This window comes from Candidatus Abyssobacteria bacterium SURF_5 (assembly GCA_003598085.1).
Lineage (GTDB): Bacteria > Abyssobacteria > SURF-5 > SURF-5 > SURF-5 > SURF-5.
Genome location: QZKU01000045.1, coordinates 58,485 through 79,200, shown reverse-complemented (window position 1 = coordinate 79,200; position 20,716 = coordinate 58,485). Strand labels below are relative to the sequence as shown.

Here is a 20,716-nt window from a genome sequence, read left to right as displayed (position 1 = left end):
GCTATCGGTCGGTACAAATCTTCTTGGTTTTATAGGTGATCAGGGCGATATCGATGAGATGATCGCACAGTTGCGAGAGAGACATGCCGGCCGCCCGCGCCGCCTTGGGGAAGAGTGAAGCTTCAGTGAGCCCGGGGATCGTATTGGTTTCGAGAACGTACAGCGATTGACCGTTCAGGATCATGTCGGTCCGCGACAGTCCTCCGCATCCGAGCGCGCGGTGCGCCTTGATCCCGAGCTGTTGGGCTTTTTTCGTGAGTTTTTCGTCTATACGCGCGGGAGTGATCTCATCGGATCCGCCCGGAGCATATTTGGCTTCGTAATCAAAATACGTCGAGCTTTTCGGTACGATCTCGACCAGCGGGAGGGCCGTGGGTTTCTTGCCCGGCCTGTTCCCCAGAATGGGGCTTGTAATCTCGCGACCGGCGATAAATTGTTCGATCAGCACCTCGTTATCGTATTTGAGGACGAGATCGACTGCTTCGATAAAGCTGTTCCTGTCGGAGGCGATTTTTATGCCGACGCTCGAGCCGAGGCGCGGCGGCTTGGTGACGCACGGGAATCCGAGGCGTCGCTCGACCTTCTCGAGGAGTCTCATTCTTTTCTTTGGCCAGTCTTGCTCATCGAACACGAGGTAGCGCGGCGTGGGAATCCGGTGATGGATGTAGATTTCCTTGCAGCGGATTTTGTTCATGGAGATGGCGCTTGCCTCCACGTTCGAGCCGGTATACGGCAAATCGAGCACTTCGAGCAGACCCTGGATCGTGCCGTCCTCGCCGTAGGGACCGTGCATCGCCAGGAAAACGACGTCAACCTTTTCAGATGCGGTTCTGCTGAGTGCGGAGCCGGTTTCCAGCGGGACGAGTTCGTTTCCGGTCGAATCGTGCTTCAGGTATTCTGGCAAGAGTTCGGCCACCGGCATGCCGTCGGAGAGGTATCCCTGCGGGATGAGCCAGGCGCCGTCCCGGGTAATGGTGATCGGTTTCACGTTGTAGCGAGAGAGATTCAGATTCCGGATGACCATCGTACCGGACTGGATTGAGACATCGTGTTCCGCGGTTCGCCCGCCCATTACGACAGCCACATTGATTTTTCTGTCACCCACCCGACTGTTCCTTTCGTTTTGACTAGGCCACATTTACCGGTCTTCGGGCCACTCACCCGAGAAGACTTCAGTCGCCGGACCGGTCATCGTGATATTGCCGCCTTCGGGCCACCTGATGTGGAGCCGGCCGAGGCGCACGTGCACCGTCACATCGCGGTCCGTAAATCCATTGCGGATCGAAGCGACGGCCGAAGCCGAAGAGCCGCTTCCGGAAGCGAGCGTTTCTCCGCAGCCGCGTTCCCAGATTCTCATACGGATATTTTTCCTGTCGATGATCTGGACGAATTCGACATTTGTCCGGTTTGGGAACAGGGGGCTGCGCTCGATGAGCGGACCCGTCCTTGCGACCGGCGCCTTCTCGACGTTCTTGACAAACAAGACGGCATGCGGATTTGTGGTGGACAGGGCGGTGATTTTAAAGTTTTTTCCATTCACGCTGATCGGCTCATTAATGACTTCAGTTTCATCGCCAATCATGGGGATCTCGCTGCGTTTGAATTTAGGAGCGCCCATATCGACGGTGACGGCGACCACTTTGCCGTCCTCGACCGATAATATCTGCCGGTTCAGCCCCCCGAGCGTTTCGACGACGAATTCGGTTTTGCGTGTGAGCCCATGCTCATAGGCGTATTTTGAAAGGCAGCGGATACCGTTACCGCACATTTCGGCGAGGCTGCCGTCGGAATTGACGTAATGCATGCGGAAATCGGCCTTATCTGAGGGCATGACGACGATCAATCCATCTGCTCCGACGCCGGTGCGCCGGTCGCACATTTCGACAGTAAGGCGGTCGTTTTCGACTTTTTCGGAAAAGCCATTGACCACAATGAAGTCATTGCCGAGACCGTGCATCTTGGTGAATTTCATTTGCGATTCCTCCGATGGCATCAAATAGGAGCTATAGTAAGGAGTTCCCGCATATCATGTATCTCGTAATCGGGCCGCGGGATTCCGCGCATCAGTTCCGCTCGGAGGCGGTTAATCCACACCATTTTGAACTTTGCGTTTCTGGCGCCGAGGATATCGGTGTACTGCCCGTCGCCGATCACGAGGATTTCGCCGTTGCTGCAACCGCTTCTTTTGGCGGCCGCAAGAAAGATTTCGGGGGCGGGCTTCTCATAGCCGATCTCGCGGGCATAAACGGAGTAGGCGAAATACTGCGCGATCTGCAGTTTATCGATTCGGGTTGAGCCGTTCGAGATGAGGCCGAGCTTATAGCGCGATGCGAGGCGCGGGATCACGTCGAGCACATCTTCGTACACCCTCAGCATGGTGTTCCTGAACAGGCCGTACAGCTGTCCCATCTGATCCGCGAGCTCGAAATCGTATACCTCGAGGGCCTCGAGCGCAAAGCGCATGCACTCACGGTACCAATCCCGCAATGGGAGGCCGATGTCGCCGTACTGGATGTAGGTGCTCTCGCGGGCGCGCTTGAAGACTTCGGCAGTCAATTTGTCGGCGAGATGCGGATGCTTTGTGATTGCGTGGTCGGATGCCTTGCCGAATGCATGGCATGCATCGGCATCATAATCGACCAGGGTATTATCCACATCGAAATACAGAACTTTATACAGTCCGCTCATTGATGCTCCCGTTTTCCGGCCACGATCAATAGTTTGCGCTCATTTCGATTGAAAGGCCGGCGGTCGTACCAGCCGTACGTTTCGATGATATTCAGTCCACTGTTCTTCACGAGCGAGAGCAGTTTGTCCGGGCGAATGAACGCGAGTTTTTCAGATCGCTCCGCATATTTTCGCCCGTCAGCGGTGAAGTATTCGTAGGACACCGCCACCCGAACCGCGCCGCATTGAGAGGGAACGAGTTTCAACCTGTGCGTTCGCTGCAGAATGCGTCCGTCGGGCGCAGTGAAAACAGCATCCGGCACAGCGGCGATGGAATATTCTTGCAGAGCCGCTTCCATATCATCATCGATCGAATCGACATCGAACACTGCTATTCCGTTATCGAGCAGGTGAGTTGCCGCGCATGCGATTGTTTCTGCGAGATCATCGTCTGAGCCACTCAGGAGCAGGGTGTTTGAAGAACATATGATGCAGCGAAAGCGTTCTCTGAGCGCGAACCTCCTCATGTCGGCGCGAAGCAATCTGATTCTCTGCCGGATATCGGAGGGACAACTATCGATTTTTCTGCGAAAAGATTCCAGCAGCCCAAGCGATATGTCCAGTCCGACCACATCGACACCGCTCATCGCCAATGGGATCGATATCCGGCCGATTCCGCATCCAAGCTCAAGGATCGGCCCGCCTGAAGTCAGCGCCACGTCGGAGAAAAAAGCGATATCGGCGGCTCCATGAAGCTGCTCGTGCTCCAATGTTTCACAGTAGAAATGTGACTCTTCGATGTTCATCATACCTGAAGTTCAACTATCTCCTTGGACACCGGCTTTTTCATCCGGCCCGGCGTGTCCGTGCAGAGCCTCAATTGACCGCTCAAGGGCTTGCGCCAGCTCGCTGTCGACGATGCTGTAATAGATATGTTTGCCGGAACGCTTTTCGGACAGAAGGTTTGCGAGCTTGAGCCGTTCAAGATGATGGCATGTGGTGGCGGGAGTCAGTTTCAAATCTTTTGCCAGATCTCTTCCACAGCGAGCGCCGTCGCGCAGCAGGCGGAGTATTTTGAGTCTGGCCGGCTCGGAAAAGATGCCGAAAAGTCGTGCAGCCTCTTTAAGTTGAGATTCTGCTTCGTTTTCCACGTGTTGAGGTTCCTTGTGTTTTTGGAGCGGCGCGACGATTAGATCGACGTCAAATTATAGCATTCGTTCGGTTTCGACGTCAAGGGAAACGGGCGCAGCCATGGCTTTGGTTCTGGCGAGATACATCATAATGAAGAAGCCGATAAGGATGACGGCGGCGAGAACGGTGAAAACGTGGTTCAGCCCGAAGTGTTTGGCGATCATGCCGGAGAAACCGGAGGCGAGTGAGCCGATACCGAACGAAGTTGAGAAATAGAGTCCATACCCGATGCCACGACCGCGCGGGTCGGTATATTGAGCGATCAAGGTGTTTCCGACGGGTTGGCTGCTGAAGTGAAAGAAGGCGAACAGCATGGTGATGAGCACGAGAGAGAGATTTGAGAGCGCGCTCATCAGGAGCAGGAAGGGGACAGTTATCAGCATCAGGAATGCGAAGAGATACTCGAGCCTGAATTTACCGGAAAGGTGGCCTCCGAAGTATTGTCCAGCAACCCCCACGAGGAGGGTAATGGTTGCGAAGGCGCCGCCTTTGAGTACATTGGCGCCCGCGAAGATGCCGCTGTCGAGGCGCTGCGAGTAATAAGCGGGCAGGTATGTGGTGACGCCGCGATAGCAAAAGCCTACCATCACGGCCACGAACAGGAACAGAACGAGGGGCTTGATGGAATTTTTCGCGATTTTTTCAGGGAAAAAACGGCGCGTGGAGTTTTGAGGGCGCTCGATCTCCGTCACCTTCAGGGTTTGCACGCCGGCCGCAACGAGCAGTCCGAGGACACCGAAGACGACAAAGGAGATTCGCCAGCCCTGCCCCGCGTGCAGCGAGGCCAGAAGAGTGGCAAGCGCGGGCGCGGTGGCGAGCCCGAAGCCGCCGCCCATCCCGTGGTAGCCGAGGGAGCGGCCGACTTCTTTTACCTGCGTGGTGATGAGCGTGGTTCCGGCCGGATGGTAGAGGCTGATGAAGGCGCCCATGGCCGCGAGTCCGGCAGCCAGCGCGATGACTGACTGCGCCAGTGCAATGAGGATGCACGAGAGGCCGGCCCCGATGAGGTACACCATGATGATGCGTTTTGAACCGATTCGATCCGCGATGTATCCTGCGGGCAGGGCGCCCAGTCCGAAGGCCATGGCGAGCAGCGTCTGCATCCAGCCGGCGGTGGCGATATCTATCTGGAAGTATAGCACCATCGTCAGCAGGAGCGCCGGGAATATCTGTTCGTAGAAGTGGACCATTGTGTGGCAGCTTCCGATGAGGAAAACGAGCCATCGTTCGTGTCTGTTCATGTGCGTGTGTGCGGCCTTTCTCGCACGGATAAAAGGAACGGCCCATTACCGTCACTCCGATAATGGGCCGGGCTTTCCAGGCGTCGCCGATTCGCGACGCGGAAAATATAGGGGGCCCGCTTTACTGCGAGACAAGTTAATCCGGGATTTTTCGGTCGCCAGATCAGGGTTTTCTATTTCGAATCGTCCGTTTCGCGTTTTATGTTGTGGGGAGCGCGGCTCGGACCGGCATAAATGTGGTCCCAATTGATATCGTCGGGAGCAATGCTGGTCAACTCGGACCGTCTGATCGAGATCAACTTATCCGGACCGATGGGTTTGCTCTCGCGCGAGACGATAAGATCGTCTTGCTCTTTAAAAATCCTTTGCGGATTATTGTGGTCTATCTTCCCGGTCACCGAACTTCACCTCCGTCCAGTGGGTTGTTCCAGCATCAGTATAAACCGCAGGCGGAAATATGTCAAACGATCAAGGGGGTGCTTGAGCACATTGATCTTCATCAAATGCGCGATGAAAAGGGATCGGACCCGATAGAGCAATGATATCGTTTTCCTTCAGTAGCTGTTATGTTTGAGTTGGGGAAATTTACCGACTAAACGCTGATGCTCCGGCGCAAGGCCGGTGCGAGCAGTTGGACAGGTTGGGTGGTACAGATGAAAAAGGATGACCGCTCGGATTCGAGCTATCAAGCGATTTTCAATGCCGCAAATGACGCAATTTTCGTGCATGATATTGATACTGGTGAAATACTTGATGCCAACGAGAAGGCGTGCGAGATGTTCGGGTATGCGAAGGATGAGATCCGCCGGCTGACCGTTGAGGATCTGGGTTCGGGAGAGAAGCCGTACACGCTGGAAGAGGCTCGTTGCCTGATACAAAGAGCGGCCAGGGGGCAGCCGCAAGTATTCGAATGGCGTTCAAAAGACAGGAGCGGGCGGCTGTTTTGGGTTGAAGTCAGCCTCAAGCACGCCATGATCGAGGGCAAACAGCGCATGCTGGCTCTCGTGCGCAAAATCGACGGGCGCAAAAAAGTGGAAGAGGCTGTGAGGCGCAGAATCGAGTTCACCCGTCTGATCACATCGATATCGATGCGGTTCATTAATATGCCGGTCGACGAGATAGACGGGACAGCGGTTGACGCGCTGCGTCAGATTGGGGAATTTGCGTCGGTCGATCGAAGTTACATTTTCCAGTTTTACAATGATGGCGGGAAAATGGAGAACACCCATGAGTGGTGCGCCGAGGGTATCGAGCCGCAGGCTCAGCGGCTCAAGGGATTGCCGGTAGAGGATTTCTCGTGGTTCTTTTCGCAGATAAAAGACGGCAGAGTTTTTACGGCGCAGGTAAGGGAGCTTCCGCCGGAGGCCGCGATTGAGAGGGCGGAGTGGGAGTTGGAAGAAATTCAGTCGCTGGCATGCGTGCCGCTGCTATTACGAGGTGTCTTGATCGGGTTCATCGGCTTTGATTCGGTGCGGCAGGAAAAGACTTGGGACGAGGACGATATCGCCCTGCTGAAGATCGTCGGCGAGATTTTCGCCAATGCGCTGGATCGAAAGAGGATCGAGCAGGCGCTGCGTGAATCGGAGACGCGGTACCGCTTTTTGTGTGAGCGGCTGCAAATGGCGGTTGAGCAAAAAGTTGCCGAACTGCGGCAGGCTCAAAGTCTGGCTGCAATTGGGCAGATGGTTTCGGTGGTGGCTCACGAAGTACGCAATCCGCTTCAAAGCATCAGGACGGGGATGGACGTACTGCATCTGGAAATGGCAGAGGATGAACGCAAAGAGGTCCTGGCCGACATGGATCAGGGAGTTGATCTGCTCAGCAGTATCATCACTGAGCTTCTGGAATATGCGAGGCCGATGGAATTGAGGCGCTCATCGCGGCCGGTGGGGGCGCTGGTCGAAGAGGCGCTGGGAGCGCTTTCCCGCAAGTTGCAGAAGATAGACGTGGTCCTTGAACTGGATGATCAAGGGCGCGAGATTTCAGTAGACGGCATCAAAGTGACCGCGGCTCTGACGAATCTGATATCGAATTCGATTGACGCAATGCCGGATGGAGGGAGTCTTTGCATACGTTCCCGTTTCGGACGGGAGAACGGGCGCGATGTTGTGAGGTTCTCGATCATTGATACCGGCTGCGGAATTGCGGAAGACAATTTACCGAAGGTGCAGGAGGCTTTCTTCACTACAAAGATCAGAGGTACGGGTCTGGGCCTGCCGATCTGCAAGAAGATCATCGAAGCTCATGAAGGCAGCATGTTGATAAGAAGCAAGGTGAATGAGGGAACCGCGGTCGAGATAGTCCTGCCCGTATGATATTTTTCGCATGCGAAGCGAATCCTTTATGAGAGCCGAGGGACGATTTGGCGCTGGGGGTGAGTGATAGACGTAAAATTTTTATGCATTAATGCGCCACAAAACGAAGTTGAGGAGGGCGGCATAGGAGACCCAGGCGAGATAGGGAGAGAGGAGCACGCCTGCGGTCGGGTTTTCTATCCAGAATGACACCAGTGTAAGCAGAAGGAAGGCCCAAAGGATCACGATTTCGAGGAGCGCCCAGCCCGTCGCCTGGAATCCAAAGAACAGCCACGGCCACAGGCCGTTGAGCGCAAGTTGAGTGAAAAACAGGACCAGCGGAATTCTCTTGCCGCGGAAGCCGGTCCTCCTCCAGACCAGCCATGCGGCAATTGCCATCAGCGCGTAGAGAATAGTCCAGACGACGGGGAACACCCAGTCAGGCGGGTTGAATTTGGGTTTCCGCAACTCTGCATACCACTGTCCCGGCTCCGCGAGCGACCCGATCCATGCAACGGCGAAACAAAGCAACAGCCATCCGATGAGGCCGCCGATCTGTTTCCGCCTGCTCAAATAGGTTTTTAACTGGCGGTTCGTCATATTCGCGACTTCTTCTTTAATTACATGCCGGACCCCTTTCCGATGAAGTCTGATATGCAAACGATCGGCTAGTCTGGATGTTCTGGGAAAGCGTGCTCTCAGCCAATGCGCGATCCGGGCAAACAGGGGGACGTCGCGGGAGAGAAGAAAGATGCCAAGCAGGAAGAAGAGCCATCCCTGCAGGATCGGCAGGAATGAACCGACGATTCCGAGGAGGATGCAGATGCTTCCCAAAGTCAGACGCAGCCATCGAGGCATAGAGAATCCTTTAGCAAGCCGGGAGCGAGAATCGCGAGCGTGGTGCGCCGCGGGAGTGTCAGATGCGTTCTCGTTCCAGGACTTTAAGGCGAGATGCGGCTAATATTCTTTTCTTAAGGAGAGGGATACGCGAGTTTTCCGCCTTCTGGGCATTCGGCCGCATCGGCGGTCTTAGCCAGCAAATCCACCGCCGCTCGGAACACTTCTCCCGGCGCAATCGCCTCCATACATTTTGCGCTTTCGCAATTTTCGTCGCAAGGACGGCATGAGATGTTGCCGGTGATAATATGGTACGGATGCCAATAAGGCCCGTTGATGCGGGTGTCGGTCGGGCCAAAGAGAGCTACTACCGGCACGCCCAGAAGCGAGGCGATATGCATGGGGCCGCAATCGACGGTTATCATGAGGGAGCACATTTGGAGGAGGGCGGCCAGCTCGAGCAGACTTTGAGTTTGTGGGGCTATCTCGGGAGCACTTCGCGTGAGGGCGCGAATTTCTTCGACCAGTTCTCGCTCTCCCGGCCCCCATGTCAGCAGAACATTTGCATGGAGAGATTCGGCCAACATGTCGCAGACCTCTGCGAATCGGCGCGGAAACCAGTGCTTCAGCAGGCGGCTCGTGCCGGGATGCACCGCCACAAGCGCATGATGATTCTTGAATTTTTCATTTGCAAAAGCCCGTGCCTTCTCGCAATGTCGAGTAGTCAGTCCCAGCAGCGGCTTATCCGCCGGGTTGTTGCCATTAATGAAGGGCTTGATCAGTTGCAGGTTTCTATCCACTCGCGGCAAAAAAAAGTCTGAGGGAGAGACTTTTCTGTTGGTGAACAGGTAACTGAATTCCTTCACAAAACTGCGTGAAAAGCCGACGCGCACCGGCGCCCGCGAGCAGGCGGCGATGAGGCCGCTTTTCAGGATGCCGTGGAAATCAAAAACGAGGTCGAAATCGCGGTTGTAAATACGCGAGACGAACTTGCCGAGTTCGAAGAGCGCCCGCGGGAATGCAAGTGGACTTTTGAGGAGGCGCTCGATCTTGATTCTTTCGAACGTGATGACTTCGTCGAGGTGAGGGTGTCCTTCCAAGAGGCCGCTCGATTTGTCTTCTACAGCCCAGGCGATATGCGCGTGCGGAAATTCGCGTCGGAGCGATGTCAGGGCGGGCAGTGTTCGAGCGACATCTCCGATTGAACTCAGCCTGATAATCAGGATACGTTTGGGGGAGAGTTTCGGTTTGTGTGTTTTCATAATATGGAAAGCCTGAGCGGTTGCGGGTTATCTCCTGAACAGAATGCTTTTTGCTATGACTTTGAAGACCAGATATGTATCGAGGTAGGGATCGAACGAAGATACGCGATTAGAATCCTGGGTATAAATGGTGCTGATATCAACCGGGACGATTTCAAAACCGGCTCTTGCCGCATGGATCAAGAAGGCGGTTTCCATCTCGTACCTGCCGGGTGTGAGTTTTGGCATGATCCGTTCGAGCACGTACCGGGAGAAGACCCTGAAGCCGGATTGCGAATCGGGGATGTTCTGGCCGCAGGCTTTCGAAATGAAGTAGCGGCTGAGCACATTTCCGAGCCGGCGACGAAGCATGATGTCGCGGCGGTTGACTTCGCGGGTTCCGACGACGACACAATTAGGATTGCCGGCGCATTTTTGCAGAAGACGTTCGATTTCCTTTGGATCGTGTTGACCGTCGCCGTCAATAGTAACAATCAGATCGAGATCAGCACATTCAGCGTTGTCCAGGAGGTATCTGAAAGCGGTCAATAAGGCGGCTCCTTTGCCGGCGTTCTGTTCATGTTTCAGTGTTACAGCGCGGGTTGTGGCCAGGTGGTCAAAGGTGTCGTCCGTCGACCCGTCATCGACCACAATAACCGCATCAACAAACTGTTCAGTCTGCTCGATTACGGGGACGCACAGATTGCCCACGTTATAACAGGGGATGACGGCGCAGGTTTTCATTGGCCTCTTCCGCAGTGAAATTCCGGGTGAATCCCGGCGAACGCAGGTTCGGCAAATTGACGAACCAACGTGTTAATTGTTATAATAGCACACGCGGCGGAAAGTGACAATTACGGGGCGTAGCGCAGATGGCAGCGCGCATGGTTCGGGACCATGAGGTCGCTGGTTCAAATCCAGTCGCCCCGACCGGAGCCTCACGAAACGTTCGGTTTTGTGAGGCTGTTTCCTTTTCCAGGAGGACAACAGTTCATTCCTTTTGCCGTCGCCCGATCGCTATCGTGCGATATCGGTCGATTCTTTTCTTCCACCTCTTCCCTATCTCCGGCAATTGCGTCTCTTTCGCCTGAATGTTACCATTAAGAAAAACCTGATCTTTTGCGTTCAAGGGTGGAGGTATCCCATGAGGCCGGCAGCGTGTGTAGTAGGTAGTTTAATGATTTTGGTGTTTATCGGGTTAGGGTGTCAGACGGCGCCGCGGTCGCCGGCGGTGTGTCCGGCAGATCGGCCCTGTCCAGTGTCTGAGCGCGCGGTTGGTCCGTGCGGTGCGGTCGAAGAGAAGGAATTGCTGCAAGAGGAACTGGTATCGATGGCGCCGTATCTCGGTTATCTCGAGTCCCACGGCGGGCTTGGACAGCCGTTTGCTCTTCTTGGGGGGCCCATCCAGGTAAGTGTGAACCAGAACGGCGGCGATGTTCTTTTGGCGCTGCCGGACTATAGGAGACTTGACCCGCAGGTATTTGGGACGAGGCATTTTCCTCGCGCGTTTGCGGGCACTCCGATTATTACCGGCGTTCCTTTCCAGATGCGTGAAACCGAGGGAAAATTTTTGGGGAGGGGGGAAGAGTACACAAAATTGGGGGCGCTTTCGCCGTTCGGCGACAAATATCTGGTGTTGCCGGAGGGGACGCTTACAGTTGAAGCAATGGATGTAACGGCCACCGACGCCGCTGCAACACAGGATTTTGTTCGGTTTGAGGCGAATTTAAAGGACAGCGCCGGGAATACGTATACGATCCGAACGAGCAACGTATTGCCGCACGGCGTGGAGTATCCGGTATTCGGCGGCGTGGTAACGAATCATATTGTGAACGGATCGAGCGGCATTGGAACGCCTCTGATGCCGACTGAGTTCGCATATCTTGCGTTTTGGGGAATCGGCGAGACGCTGAAGAACGGCGAGGTAACCGACAGCGGGATTCTCGTACACGGAATGCTGACTGAACATGTACGCACCGCCGATGGACGTCTGGCTTTTGACGACGAGGTGACCCCGACGCGCCTTCACATGCGCGTGCTGGCGCCGCCGGTGGTCATTCGCGACGGCAAATTTGAGGAAAAGCCGGTTCAAACGGGTTTCTTGCTTCCCGATGGCGAAGAACTGTCATTCTGGCACGTGATGTTCGACACCCTGGAGCTTGATGCGCAGCGCCTGCCGGTTCGTTCGGTCTCGCTGATGCGGGACGGCGGAATGTCGTTACAGAGCGCTGCGGGCAAGCCGGCGGTCGTTGTTGAAATGGATGACCGATTACGGTACGCGCCTTCGCCCGTGACAATACAGTCGGGCCAGACGATTCAGTGGGTGAACAGGTCGCGCTTGACGCATACAGTCACGGCCGACGCGTCTCTGGCCATTGACAAGTCTCACGTGCAACTGCCCGAGGGCGCCCGGCCATTCAATTCCGGCAACATTCGACCGAAGGAATCATTCTCCTACACGTTCACCGTACCCGGCGCCTACCGCTATTTCTGCATTCCACACGAAGCCAACGGCATGATCGGAGAGATTACGGTCCAAAAAGCAGGACAGTGAGATTTTCCAGCGGTTGGTTTGCGCGCTTCGTTGCGATGGGGACAGCCCCGAATCTACGGCCTAAAAGACACGGCCCGTAATTCTGGGACAGTCCCCATCGCCATCGTCGGAGAAATTGACAATAATTATTGGTGTCGGGCTTGCTGTCTCAATGCAGCGAGTTTTTGCTGAAGGGCCTGGTCGCCGGGAGCGAGGGCGGCGGCCTTTTCCAACCGCTCGAGGGCCGCTTCGAGGCGTCCGGCTCGTTCCAGGGCTGAAGCCGAGAGGACATGAAATCGGACATCTGTGGGAAATCGGTCCGACATGCGGCAATAGATATCGGCGGCGCGATCATAGTGCTTCGACTTCATGTACAGTTCTGCGAGGAATAGCGCGGTTTGGGCATCGGCCGGATTTCTGCTGAGAGCGAGGGCAAACGCTTGGGCGGCGCGTTGAAGGTCGCCTTGGGCGGAGTAGGCCCGTCCGAGAAGCGCCAGCAGTTCGGGTTCGTCCGGGTAATAGGCGAGCGATGCACGGGCCACCTGAACGGCATCGGCATATTTTTGCAATGAGATGAGGGCAAAGGTGAGGTTGCAGGCGGCTTCCCAGTTATCCGGTTTTACCTCAAGGGCCTTGTAGAGATATTCCGTAGCGGCGGCGGTATCTTTTTTCGTCAGCAGAACACTGCCGATGTTATTGAGTATCTCGGAAACCATTGGGCTGTGCCGGCGCGCGAGCTCGAATTGCGCCAGCGCCTCGTCAAGTCTGCCCTGCTCCTTATAAACGATTCCAAGGTTTGTCCTGGCGTCGCCGGCGGCGGGTTCCAGCTCGAGCGCGATCTTGAATTCCTGTTCCGCCGGCCGCAGCAGTCCCTGCTGGAGGTAAACAGTTCCGAGCAGAGTATGGGCATCAACGGTATAAGGATTCGCCCGGAGCGCTTCCAAGCTGTTCTCTCGCGCCGCCTCAAAATCTCCTTGCATGAAGTACGCCTTGGCAAGCATTTCTCTGGGACGCGGATGCCGCGGATTGACATCAACTGCGGCTTTATACAAGGAGAAATCATCGCGCCAATCGACAGTCCTCACGATCGTGTTGAGGGAGAGAAGGAATACTACAATGATCAAACCCGCAGCCGCCAGGGCCGCGCGTCCCCTCGATCCGCCGCAGATGGATTCCAGTCTTCCAAAAAAAGCGCCAGCTACTATGACAAAGCCGAGGGCGGGAATGTAAATGAACCTGTCGCCGACGACCGCCTTGATCGGGATGATGTTCGAGACCGGCAGCAGCAGGACGAAGAAGAGGATAATGCCGAGCGTGGCGACGGGGAATCGGCGCCGAAAGGAAATGGCGAAGACCAGGAGGCCTGCGACGAGCGCGATTGAGAAAAGCGTCTCGACACTTGTCAGTGGGATGTCGATTCTGACCCCGGGAATGATGGTGAGATCAAATGGATACAGGAGCAGCCGGATGTAGTATTTTATTCCGCGCGCCATAATGCCTGCGGTCGCCCATGGTGTTGCGCCCCAGGCTTCTCTTTGGGCGAATTGACTCATGACGGTAGCGCGGAATACGAGGTAACAAAGCGTAATCAGCCACAGGGGAGCGTACTCGATCCAGCGGCGCAAAGTCTGCTTACGCCACCCCTCGCGCCACAGATCGATCACGACTACGGCGGCCGCGAAGGTCACCCCCATCTCCTTGGCGAGAAGAGCAAGTAGCAGGCCGACCAGGGCGAGCGCGTAAAACACCTTTCGCTTTGTTCCCGCTTCTTCACGAAATCGAAAGAAAGCGACGAGGCCGATCAGGAAGAACAACATGCACAGCAGGTCGGAGCTGCTGCACACCCAGCACACATTTTCGGTGAGCGCCGGATGCGCCGCAAAGAGCAGCGCGGCCGCGAACGCAGCCGATTCCGATTGAATCAGTCTCCGCAGAAGTACTAAGATCAGCAACGTGTTCAGTAAATGGAGAAAGATGTTTACGGCATGAAACCCGGCGGGATTCAGTCCCCACACCTGATATCCGATTGCGAAGACAGTCGCTCGCAGGGGGCGATAAATCTCCTCGAAAATCATTGAGCCCGAGGTTCGGGCTGGATCGGTGAAGAAGGTGGGGATATTCTTCAGGTTGCGAAGTGCGACGTTTTCTTCAAGCTGTGTGTGATCATCATAGACAAACCCGGCCCTCAGCATTCCGGCGTAAGCGGTAATGACGAGGACCGCCAGGATGATGAAGGGTAGCGCCTGTTTGAAATGGTTTTTAGATTGGTACTTCCGCGCCTTCATAAACAAAGGGAAAAGCATCGATATCAGCGACCACTCGCTGTCAAGCTATTATAGCATACCTGCCGGAGGGAAATGCGGTGCGGCTGAGGCGCAACACGTCAGGCGACCGGCGGAATGAGAGACTTCTCTCAATTCAGATGTTCTCGTATCGGCTGGTCAATTCCGAGCGCAATCATTTTTTCCGGGAGGTCGGGCTTATGAAACATGGTTCTCTTTTTGAAAGGGCTGGCGAGCAAGCGGAAGATATCGGACCATTCCATATTTCGACTGAAGGCGCGCACCAGTTTCATTGTCTGGATCGGCCGGCAAAATATACGGCGAACGAAGAGGTATAAGTAGCCTTTCATGCGCATACTGTTGAGCGCCTCGCTCGGGAGAACAGTGGGGTCAATATCGGAACACTTGAACCACTTGGACCAATCCGCATCGTCATCGATAATTCCACGCCCGACGTATTCTTTCCATAGGGGTGTCCCCCGATAGACGCATAGACGATTAAAATTGAAGGTGTCGATCTGCAGCTTAGCCGCGAAGCGGAAACTTGCCATTACGTCCGGCTCGGTCTCGTTGGGCGAACCAATCAGGAAAAAGCCGTGGATTCTCGAGATGCCACTGCGTTTCGCCTGCTTGACTGCATGCTCTATCTCATCGAGAGACTGCTTCTTATTGAGTAGATCAAGCACCTTCTGCGTGCCGGACTCGATTCCGAAGCTGAGCGCGAAGCAGCCGGCTTTCTTCATGATGGGGAATTGATCGATCGCGACGGAATCGACGCGCCCTTCGCAACCCCAATGAAACTTGAGGTTGCGATTGATGATGCCGGTGCAGATCGCATTGATTCGTTTGCGGTTCAGGAGGAAATGGTCATCGGTAAAGTAGATGGAACGATAGCCCTGATCACTGAGTTCCTGCATTTCTCCCAGCACGTGTTCCGCTGACCGGTGGCGCCATTTTCCGCCGAAGAGGACGGAGATATTACAGTAGCTGCAGTTGTAGGGGCAGCCGCGCGAGGTTTGCATCGTGCAGAACCTGTCGAGTGAAAGGACTGCAGGCACATCCATTGGCAAGGATTCGACATAATCGATGGGCAGACTCGAGCGGTCCGGATACGGGAAACGGTCCAGATCCTGTATAAGCGGGCGGCGATCATTTTGGATAATGTCCCCGTTCTTTCGCCATACGAGGCCGGCGACCGCGCCGGGGTCAGCAAGATGGTCCAAATATTCCGGCAGAAGCTCCTCCCCCTCGCCTACTCCGATGCAATCGATATCCGGGCAATCCCGTAATATGTGGACAGGATTCATTGATGGGAAGACACCGCCGAGGATAATGGGAATGTCGGGTGCTTCGATCTTTAGTCGATTCGCCGTCGCCTTGACAGCCGGATACGTGGTGGTAGAGAGACTGGATAGTGCAATCAGGTCCGGCCGATTTTTTCTGGCCGCCTGCGCGATATCAGCCGCTTTCATCTGCGGGTGGCAGGAATCGAACATCTGGACACGGTGTCCATGCCTCCGCAAAACGGGAGCAAGCGTTTGTATTCCAAGCGGCGGGAAAGCCATGACTTTAACGCGACCATTATCCGGCGTGCGGCGCCTGATTTTTTCAGGGAGCAGGTGATAAAAATTGTCGTCGCGGATATACGCGAGAAAAACATGCATGGAAGGTTCCTAATCGGGAACTCAGTGTGGGAATCCGGTGCCTACAAGAGGATAACTATACATATTATACTGGAAAACAGGGTCGTGTACAAGTAATTTCTGGAGATTTCATCCCCCGGCGTTGGGGGAGGCGAACTGGGACAAATAGATGTTAAGCGGTGAGCAGACGTGCAAATGGCATATTCTTTGCTCTTTTCGTGCCGGGAGGCGGTATGATGTGCAGGTGCAGTCAATTATCCAGATCGCAAAGGGGAAAAAGATGAGAACGCTTACCAGTTTAGTTCTTGCCTTATTGGTTCTGTCAACGCCGGCGTTTGCTGAAATAGAAAAGGTGGCTGTGCCATGCGACGAGGGCATGTGTCTCTTCTGGTGGCCGAAATTACCGGCTGTGAACGGGTGGCACCAGGACCGAGACTCCTGCTTGACGTATAAGGTAAATGCACAGGCCCCGAACGGTTACAGTTTTGTTAATGCGGAGGCGGTTATATACGCAAACGCTCTTTACAAACCGAGAATTCCCGATATCGCATCCATGGAGATGCTGATAGAGAACGATAAGGAGAAATTTCTTTCGACGGATCCGTCTATCATTATTACACGAGTTGCTTCGCAAACGACAGGAGACGGACAGGATCTGAGATCATTTGCGTTCATTCCGGGGAACAGCGGGAACTGGGAGCGCGTGTCATATGGGGAAGAGGGAGACTTTTTTTTGATTTTCACGGTTAGCTCGAAGACTGAGGATGGGCTCAACCGGGCGCTGCCAGCCTACGAGCAATTTATCAGTCACTACAGGGAACGCCCCTAGAAAGCGGCGCCTGATAGTCCTTTACATATTCGAACCCGGACAGGCAAGGGTTACGGGCAGCAAAAGTCTGAAGATGAATTCCCGCTCCGTCGAAAAGCGGAGGGCAGGTTTCGCGGGTGACAAACCATTCGGTTATTGCCGCCAACGGCTGTTTCAACGCGATCAGCGGCGGGTGTGCTTTCGCTCTTCGAGGTAGTCGGCGAGCGCATCTTTCCAATGGGGCATCGGCGGGATGGAAGGCAATCGCTTGAGTTTCTCATTTTCGAGGACGGAGAAGCGCGGCCGCCTGGCGGGAGTATAGTACTGATCCGAAGCAGTGGGCGCGAGGTCGGCGTTGACGCCGGCAAGATCGAAGACGGCGCGAGCGAATTCATACCATGAGCACCGTCCTTCGCACGTCATATGATAGAGACCGAAGCGCCCGGTTTCAATGAGGGCCTTGATGCGAGGGGCGAGCGCGCGCGTATACGTCGGCGTCAGCACTTGGTCGTCGACCACTTTTATCTTCTTGCCCTCACGCGCCAGTTTGAGCATGGTTTCAATAAAGTTCGTTCCCTTTCCCCTACTGCCCGCAATGCCGAAAAGCCCGCACACGCGAATAAGGAAATATTTGTCGAATAGCGAACGAATGAAAAATTCGCCCGCGACTTTTGAGATGGCATAGGCGCTCAGCGGGCGAGGCGCGTCCTGCTCGGTGTAGGGCCGGTCGGACTCGCCATCGAAGACATAGTCGGTGCTGAAATGGACGAGGACGGCGCCGACTTTGCTGCAGGCAAGGGAAAGATTGCGGATGGCCAGCGCGTTGACCTGCAGAGCGCGGTCGGGATATTGCTCACATTCATCTACGCGATGGTATGCGGCTGTGTTAATGACGATATGGGGCTGGTGCTCGGCCAGGATGTCATCGACGGCCGCATAATCGCAGATATCGAGATCAGGCCGGTTAAGCGGAATCAGCTCATCCGGCGGATAGACTTTCTTCAAGTCACTGCCGAGTTGTCCGTCGGCTCCGATAAGCAGGGTTTTCACTCGTTCTTCTCCTCAATGACCTGGAAAGGACGCAGTCAGACTAACCAAACCCTTTTCCTCCCCTATTCTCTTTTAGTTCCGGGCACATCATTTTTGCTGGCAGTCTAAAGCGGCGGCTATTCCGAGGGATTCTGCAACTTATCTCAGATTCCATCATAACAGATTCTGCGTCCTTGCGCGAGCGATCTTGTTTTGGGCACGCTGGAGTTGGTTTGCGGCGGGCGACTCGCCGAGTCGCCCCCACGACGGAATGATTGTGATAAGCATAGAGGAATATGGGGGTGCATCCTGACCAGGTGGTTAGGGGGGAAAGATGATCAAAATTCCGGTCATCTTAAGGGAAAGACATCGCAAGTGGAGGCTGTTCCGACAAACATAGTCGAAATTCTCTTGCAGAGGAGCAAGGAAGCAGCCGGAGCCCTCGGGAAGAGGGCTCCGGCATCCTGGATACGAAGCTGCCGGATTGTTCAATGGTAGTAGTGGTGGTGTTCGTGATGATGCACTACCCGCCGCGGAGGCGGCCCTGGGGGGCCGTAGGGTACATAGTGGCGTCGTTCAACCCGATAATAGACGGGCGGAGGTGGAGGCGGCGGTGCGTAGACTATCCTTTCCTGGTAATAGGGACGATAGACGGGAACCGGCGTGGCGTAGACACCGTTATAGGCAACTCCCCCGCCGAAAATCCCATTGAATACTCCGACACCTACTCCGACAGCGGATCGTGCTGCAATCGCTCCGAGTTCTGTTTTGAAGCCGCTTTCAAATTCGTCTTTTGCAGGCGCTGAAGCGGTTGTCATACCGATCATGAGGAGCGCCAGCGTCACAACCAGAATCAGTTTCTTCATTTGAATCTCCTCCCTCTTTTGGTTTACCGGGATTCTCCGCTCTCACGCATTAGACGGAGGAGGAAGGCGCTTATTCAGCCGAACTTGAGGTTTTTATAAAGCGCCGGCCTTTAATGCGGGATCATGTCACCTCGCCGGGCGTGGCGGCGAAGTTTAATTGACGGTATTTTGGGCTTTGTGTTAAGATTGTCGGAAGAACCAGGAACGACGAACCAGCCGGGCCAGCGATATGCAGGAGACGGAATCAGGACAGGAGAGGCAGGAACAAGAGGGCCTCAGGACAACGCAGAACGGGTTTGTGATAGGAGTGGTCGCCGCCACGGGCGCGTTGGCGGTCGTTCTTTTTTTAATGGCTCACGCCGTTCGGCAATCCGTCCCGGCGAGAGCCCCGCAATGGAGCGCTGCCGCCGGAGATAAAAGAGGCGGTCAGACATTTCTTACGATCGAGCGGTTAAACGATAGGTTTTTGACGAATGCGGCGGGAATTGCGGAGCTGGAGATTACCGGAGTTGTCAGAAATTCCGGCCCGTCGGCTGTTGAGACAGCGGACTTGAAATGCCATTTCAAGACACGCGAGGGCAGGGAAGCCTGCATGGAGATTCCGTTGATCGTCGATAGCCGGTTGGATGGTTTTGAGGCAAGGCCGCTCGACCCATTCTCGACGAGGAGATTTTCGGCGCGAGTTGCAGATTTTCCGGATGCTCTTGAGCCGGAACTTTTCCATGCGGAACTTGTCAATATCGGCTTGTCGTCTTTCTGAATGACTGCCCAAAGGTTGGTAAGGGAGAAAATGTGTGGATGTATCAGGAATAGAACAGAAACTCAAGGAAAAAAGATCCTCTGTGGAGGTCTGGATAAAGCGGCACGCCGAGAAAGTATGTTTTCCCATCTACAGTTCCGTTGATCTGCGCGATGCCGGTTTCAAGATATCCGCTATCGATGCCAATATTTTCCCCGCCGGTTTCAACAATTTGTGTAGATCGTTCCTCGAAAAGGGGGCAACTCTTTTTCGGGAATATGTCAAGCAGAATTTTGGGGACATAGAACGAGTGGCGATTTATCCGGAGAGTCACACTCGCAACAAGTTTTATTTACAGAATCTTCACTCGCTGAAGTTTTTGGTGGAGCAATCCGGATTTCAAGCCATTATCGCAACGGCCGACCCGCGATTTTCCCCTCCCGTCACTGAGTTGGAGACTGTTGAGGGTCAGAAGATCCACATTCACCGGCTATTCAGGGAGGCAAACGCGCTGGTATCGGAGGGATTCATCCCGGAGCTCATCCTTATTAACAACGATTTTTCGGATGGGAAACCGCAGGAACTGGTCGATCTGGATCAGCCAGTGAGTCCTCCTGCGGAGATGGGCTGGTTTATTCGCTCGAAATGGGAGCACACCCAATTCTACATGTCGCTGGTTCAGGAATTTGCGGATATCCTTTCAGTGGATCCATGGCTGTTGTCGCCGGTGACGGAATTCGAGAGCAATATTCTTTTCAAGACAGGTGAAGGATTGGACCGTGTGGCGAAGAAGGTGGACCACGTCAGGGAAGCCGTGGTTGCGAAATACCGGGAATATGAAATTGATCGGGAGCCGGTGATCTTTATAAAGGATAATGCGGGCACTTACGGCATGGGTATTATCACGGTGGCTTCCGGGGAACAGGTGCTCAGCCTGAACCGAAACCAGCGCAAGAAGATGTCGAGAGGGAAGAGCGGCGCCGATATCCGCTCAGTCATTATTCAAGAGGGCATTCCCACTTCCGACTATTTCATCGGCCAGCCGGGGGAACCGGTGGTTCATATGATCGGCGATCAGGTGCTGGGGGGGTTTTTCCGTTACAGCGAGAGCAAATCGGAGATCGACAACCTGAATTCACCCGGCACGAAGTTCGCCAAATTGTGCCTGAGGGAAGCGGATGAATTCGACGAGGCACTGGCTTGTTATCGCGGGCACTGTTCTTTTGACCTCTATTACACGATTGCGCGGATTTCATGTCTGGCGATGGGGCACGAGATGAAGAGCCTGGAGTTATGCCCCGAGGTGCTGCAGGACAAAGAAAACTAGGGCTTTCCTCCTGAAGGA

Annotated in this window: 19 protein-coding genes and 1 tRNA gene; 6 read left to right on the top strand and 14 right to left on the bottom strand. The window is 54.8% G+C overall.

Annotated features, from left to right (window positions below; all coding sequences use genetic code 11):
* Position 1: 1 nt before the first annotated feature.
* The 7 genes from C4520_06290 to C4520_06260 all read right to left on the bottom strand — a co-directional run bounded on the left by C4520_06290 (position 2) and on the right by C4520_06260 (position 5,497).
* Positions 2 to 1,138, bottom strand: a complete 1,137-nt coding sequence (locus C4520_06290) for a D-alanine--D-alanine ligase (GenBank protein RJP23558.1) — start codon at positions 1,136 to 1,138, stop codon at positions 2 to 4.
* Positions 1,139 to 1,972 (bottom strand): diaminopimelate epimerase, encoded by an 834-nt coding sequence (locus C4520_06285; protein ID RJP23557.1) that lies wholly within the window; start codon positions 1,970 to 1,972, stop codon positions 1,139 to 1,141.
* 20 nt (positions 1,973 to 1,992) lie between these two features.
* Entirely contained in the window at positions 1,993 to 2,688 is a 696-nt protein-coding gene (locus tag C4520_06280; GenBank protein ID RJP23556.1) for an HAD family hydrolase, read from the bottom strand.
* Positions 2,685 to 3,476, bottom strand: a complete 792-nt coding sequence (locus tag C4520_06275) for a class I SAM-dependent methyltransferase (GenBank protein ID RJP23555.1) — start codon at positions 3,474 to 3,476, stop codon at positions 2,685 to 2,687. The genes C4520_06280 and C4520_06275 overlap by 4 nt, the downstream gene beginning before the upstream one ends.
* Positions 3,477 to 3,485: 9 nt before the next feature.
* On the bottom strand, positions 3,486 to 3,857 hold the full coding sequence (locus C4520_06270; GenBank protein ID RJP23554.1) for a transcriptional regulator: 372 nt from the start codon (positions 3,855 to 3,857) through the stop codon (positions 3,486 to 3,488).
* Between the two features lie 15 nt (positions 3,858 to 3,872).
* On the bottom strand, positions 3,873 to 5,099 hold the full coding sequence (locus C4520_06265; GenBank protein ID RJP23553.1) for an MFS transporter: 1,227 nt from the start codon (positions 5,097 to 5,099) through the stop codon (positions 3,873 to 3,875).
* A 173-nt stretch (positions 5,100 to 5,272) separates the two neighbouring features.
* Positions 5,273 to 5,497 (bottom strand): hypothetical protein, encoded by a 225-nt coding sequence (locus C4520_06260; protein ID RJP23552.1) that lies wholly within the window; start codon positions 5,495 to 5,497, stop codon positions 5,273 to 5,275.
* Positions 5,498 to 5,701: 204 nt separating this feature from the next.
* On the opposite strand from C4520_06260, the gene C4520_06255 reads away from it, so the two are divergent.
* Complete coding sequence (locus C4520_06255; GenBank protein ID RJP23551.1) at positions 5,702 to 7,414, top strand: PAS domain S-box protein; 1,713 nt, start codon at positions 5,702 to 5,704, stop codon at positions 7,412 to 7,414.
* Between the two features lie 81 nt (positions 7,415 to 7,495).
* Here the strand turns inward: C4520_06255 and C4520_06250 are convergent, their stop codons facing one another.
* The 3 genes from C4520_06250 to C4520_06240 all read right to left on the bottom strand — a co-directional run bounded on the left by C4520_06250 (position 7,496) and on the right by C4520_06240 (position 10,215).
* A complete protein-coding gene (locus tag C4520_06250) occupies positions 7,496 to 7,993 on the bottom strand; it encodes a tryptophan-rich sensory protein (protein ID RJP23570.1) in 498 nt (165 codons plus the stop codon).
* A 371-nt stretch (positions 7,994 to 8,364) separates the two neighbouring features.
* A complete protein-coding gene (locus tag C4520_06245) occupies positions 8,365 to 9,492 on the bottom strand; it encodes a glycosyltransferase family 9 protein (protein ID RJP23550.1) in 1,128 nt (375 codons plus the stop codon).
* A 27-nt stretch (positions 9,493 to 9,519) separates the two neighbouring features.
* A complete protein-coding gene (locus C4520_06240; protein RJP23549.1) occupies positions 9,520 to 10,215 on the bottom strand; it encodes a glycosyltransferase family 2 protein in 696 nt (231 codons plus the stop codon).
* 113 nt (positions 10,216 to 10,328) lie between these two features.
* Between C4520_06240 and C4520_06235 the strand changes: the two genes are divergently transcribed.
* Positions 10,329 to 10,404 (top strand) — tRNA-Pro (locus C4520_06235).
* Positions 10,405 to 10,471: 67 nt separating this feature from the next.
* Positions 10,472 to 12,025 (top strand): hypothetical protein, encoded by a 1,554-nt coding sequence (locus C4520_06230; GenBank protein RJP23548.1) that lies wholly within the window; start codon positions 10,472 to 10,474, stop codon positions 12,023 to 12,025.
* A 125-nt stretch (positions 12,026 to 12,150) separates the two neighbouring features.
* On the opposite strand, the gene C4520_06225 is transcribed toward C4520_06230, so the two are convergent.
* Positions 12,151 to 14,307: a tetratricopeptide repeat protein gene (locus tag C4520_06225; protein RJP23547.1), complete on the bottom strand. Its 2,157-nt coding sequence runs from the start codon at positions 14,305 to 14,307 to the stop codon at positions 12,151 to 12,153.
* Positions 14,308 to 14,417: 110 nt separating this feature from the next.
* A complete protein-coding gene (locus tag C4520_06220; protein ID RJP23546.1) occupies positions 14,418 to 15,950 on the bottom strand; it encodes a radical SAM protein in 1,533 nt (510 codons plus the stop codon).
* A gap of 148 nt (positions 15,951 to 16,098) precedes the next feature.
* Between C4520_06220 and C4520_06215 the strand changes: the two genes are divergently transcribed.
* The gene (locus tag C4520_06215; protein ID RJP23545.1) at positions 16,099 to 16,758 is read left to right on the top strand and encodes a hypothetical protein; all 660 of its coding nucleotides are present in this window, start codon (positions 16,099 to 16,101) and stop codon (positions 16,756 to 16,758) included.
* A gap of 162 nt (positions 16,759 to 16,920) precedes the next feature.
* Here C4520_06215 and rfbD read toward each other — a convergent pair whose 3' ends face one another.
* Both rfbD and C4520_06205 read right to left on the bottom strand, forming a co-directional pair.
* The gene (rfbD, locus tag C4520_06210) at positions 16,921 to 17,787 is read right to left on the bottom strand and encodes a dTDP-4-dehydrorhamnose reductase (protein ID RJP23544.1); all 867 of its coding nucleotides are present in this window, start codon (positions 17,785 to 17,787) and stop codon (positions 16,921 to 16,923) included.
* A 467-nt stretch (positions 17,788 to 18,254) separates the two neighbouring features.
* Positions 18,255 to 18,632 carry a hypothetical protein gene (locus tag C4520_06205; protein RJP23543.1) on the bottom strand — a complete coding sequence of 126 codons (378 nt, stop codon included), beginning with the start codon at positions 18,630 to 18,632 and terminating at the stop codon, positions 18,255 to 18,257.
* A gap of 229 nt (positions 18,633 to 18,861) precedes the next feature.
* Between C4520_06205 and C4520_06200 the strand changes: the two genes are divergently transcribed.
* Both C4520_06200 and gshA read left to right on the top strand, forming a co-directional pair.
* A complete protein-coding gene (locus tag C4520_06200; protein ID RJP23542.1) occupies positions 18,862 to 19,392 on the top strand; it encodes a hypothetical protein in 531 nt (176 codons plus the stop codon).
* 34 nt (positions 19,393 to 19,426) lie between these two features.
* Positions 19,427 to 20,698 (top strand): glutamate--cysteine ligase, encoded by a 1,272-nt coding sequence (gshA, locus tag C4520_06195; GenBank protein ID RJP23541.1) that lies wholly within the window; start codon positions 19,427 to 19,429, stop codon positions 20,696 to 20,698.
* Positions 20,699 to 20,716 lie beyond the last annotated feature (18 nt).

What these genes read in the sequence shown, in the direction of transcription:
- C4520_06290 (RJP23558.1), bottom strand. Translation starts at nt 1,138, where the DNA reads ATGTGGCCTAGTCAAAACGAAAGGAACAGTCGGGTGGGTGACAGAAAA.
- C4520_06285 (RJP23557.1), bottom strand. Translation starts at nt 1,972, where the DNA reads ATGAAATTCACCAAGATGCACGGTCTCGGCAATGACTTCATTGTGGTC.
- C4520_06280 (RJP23556.1), bottom strand. Translation starts at nt 2,688, where the DNA reads ATGAGCGGACTGTATAAAGTTCTGTATTTCGATGTGGATAATACCCTG.
- C4520_06275 (RJP23555.1), bottom strand. Translation starts at nt 3,476, where the DNA reads ATGATGAACATCGAAGAGTCACATTTCTACTGTGAAACATTGGAGCAC.
- C4520_06265 (RJP23553.1), bottom strand. Translation starts at nt 5,099, where the DNA reads ATGAACAGACACGAACGATGGCTCGTTTTCCTCATCGGAAGCTGCCAC.
- C4520_06255 (RJP23551.1), top strand. Translation starts at nt 5,702, where the DNA reads ATGCTCCGGCGCAAGGCCGGTGCGAGCAGTTGGACAGGTTGGGTGGTA.
- C4520_06250 (RJP23570.1), bottom strand. Translation starts at nt 7,993, where the DNA reads ATGACGAACCGCCAGTTAAAAACCTATTTGAGCAGGCGGAAACAGATC.
- C4520_06245 (RJP23550.1), bottom strand. Translation starts at nt 9,492, where the DNA reads ATGAAAACACACAAACCGAAACTCTCCCCCAAACGTATCCTGATTATC.
- C4520_06240 (RJP23549.1), bottom strand. Translation starts at nt 10,215, where the DNA reads ATGAAAACCTGCGCCGTCATCCCCTGTTATAACGTGGGCAATCTGTGC.
- C4520_06225 (RJP23547.1), bottom strand. Translation starts at nt 14,307, where the DNA reads ATGCTTTTCCCTTTGTTTATGAAGGCGCGGAAGTACCAATCTAAAAAC.
- C4520_06220 (RJP23546.1), bottom strand. Translation starts at nt 15,950, where the DNA reads ATGCATGTTTTTCTCGCGTATATCCGCGACGACAATTTTTATCACCTG.
- C4520_06215 (RJP23545.1), top strand. Translation starts at nt 16,099, where the DNA reads ATGTTAAGCGGTGAGCAGACGTGCAAATGGCATATTCTTTGCTCTTTT.
- C4520_06205 (RJP23543.1), bottom strand. Translation starts at nt 18,632, where the DNA reads ATGAAGAAACTGATTCTGGTTGTGACGCTGGCGCTCCTCATGATCGGT.
- C4520_06200 (RJP23542.1), top strand. Translation starts at nt 18,862, where the DNA reads ATGCAGGAGACGGAATCAGGACAGGAGAGGCAGGAACAAGAGGGCCTC.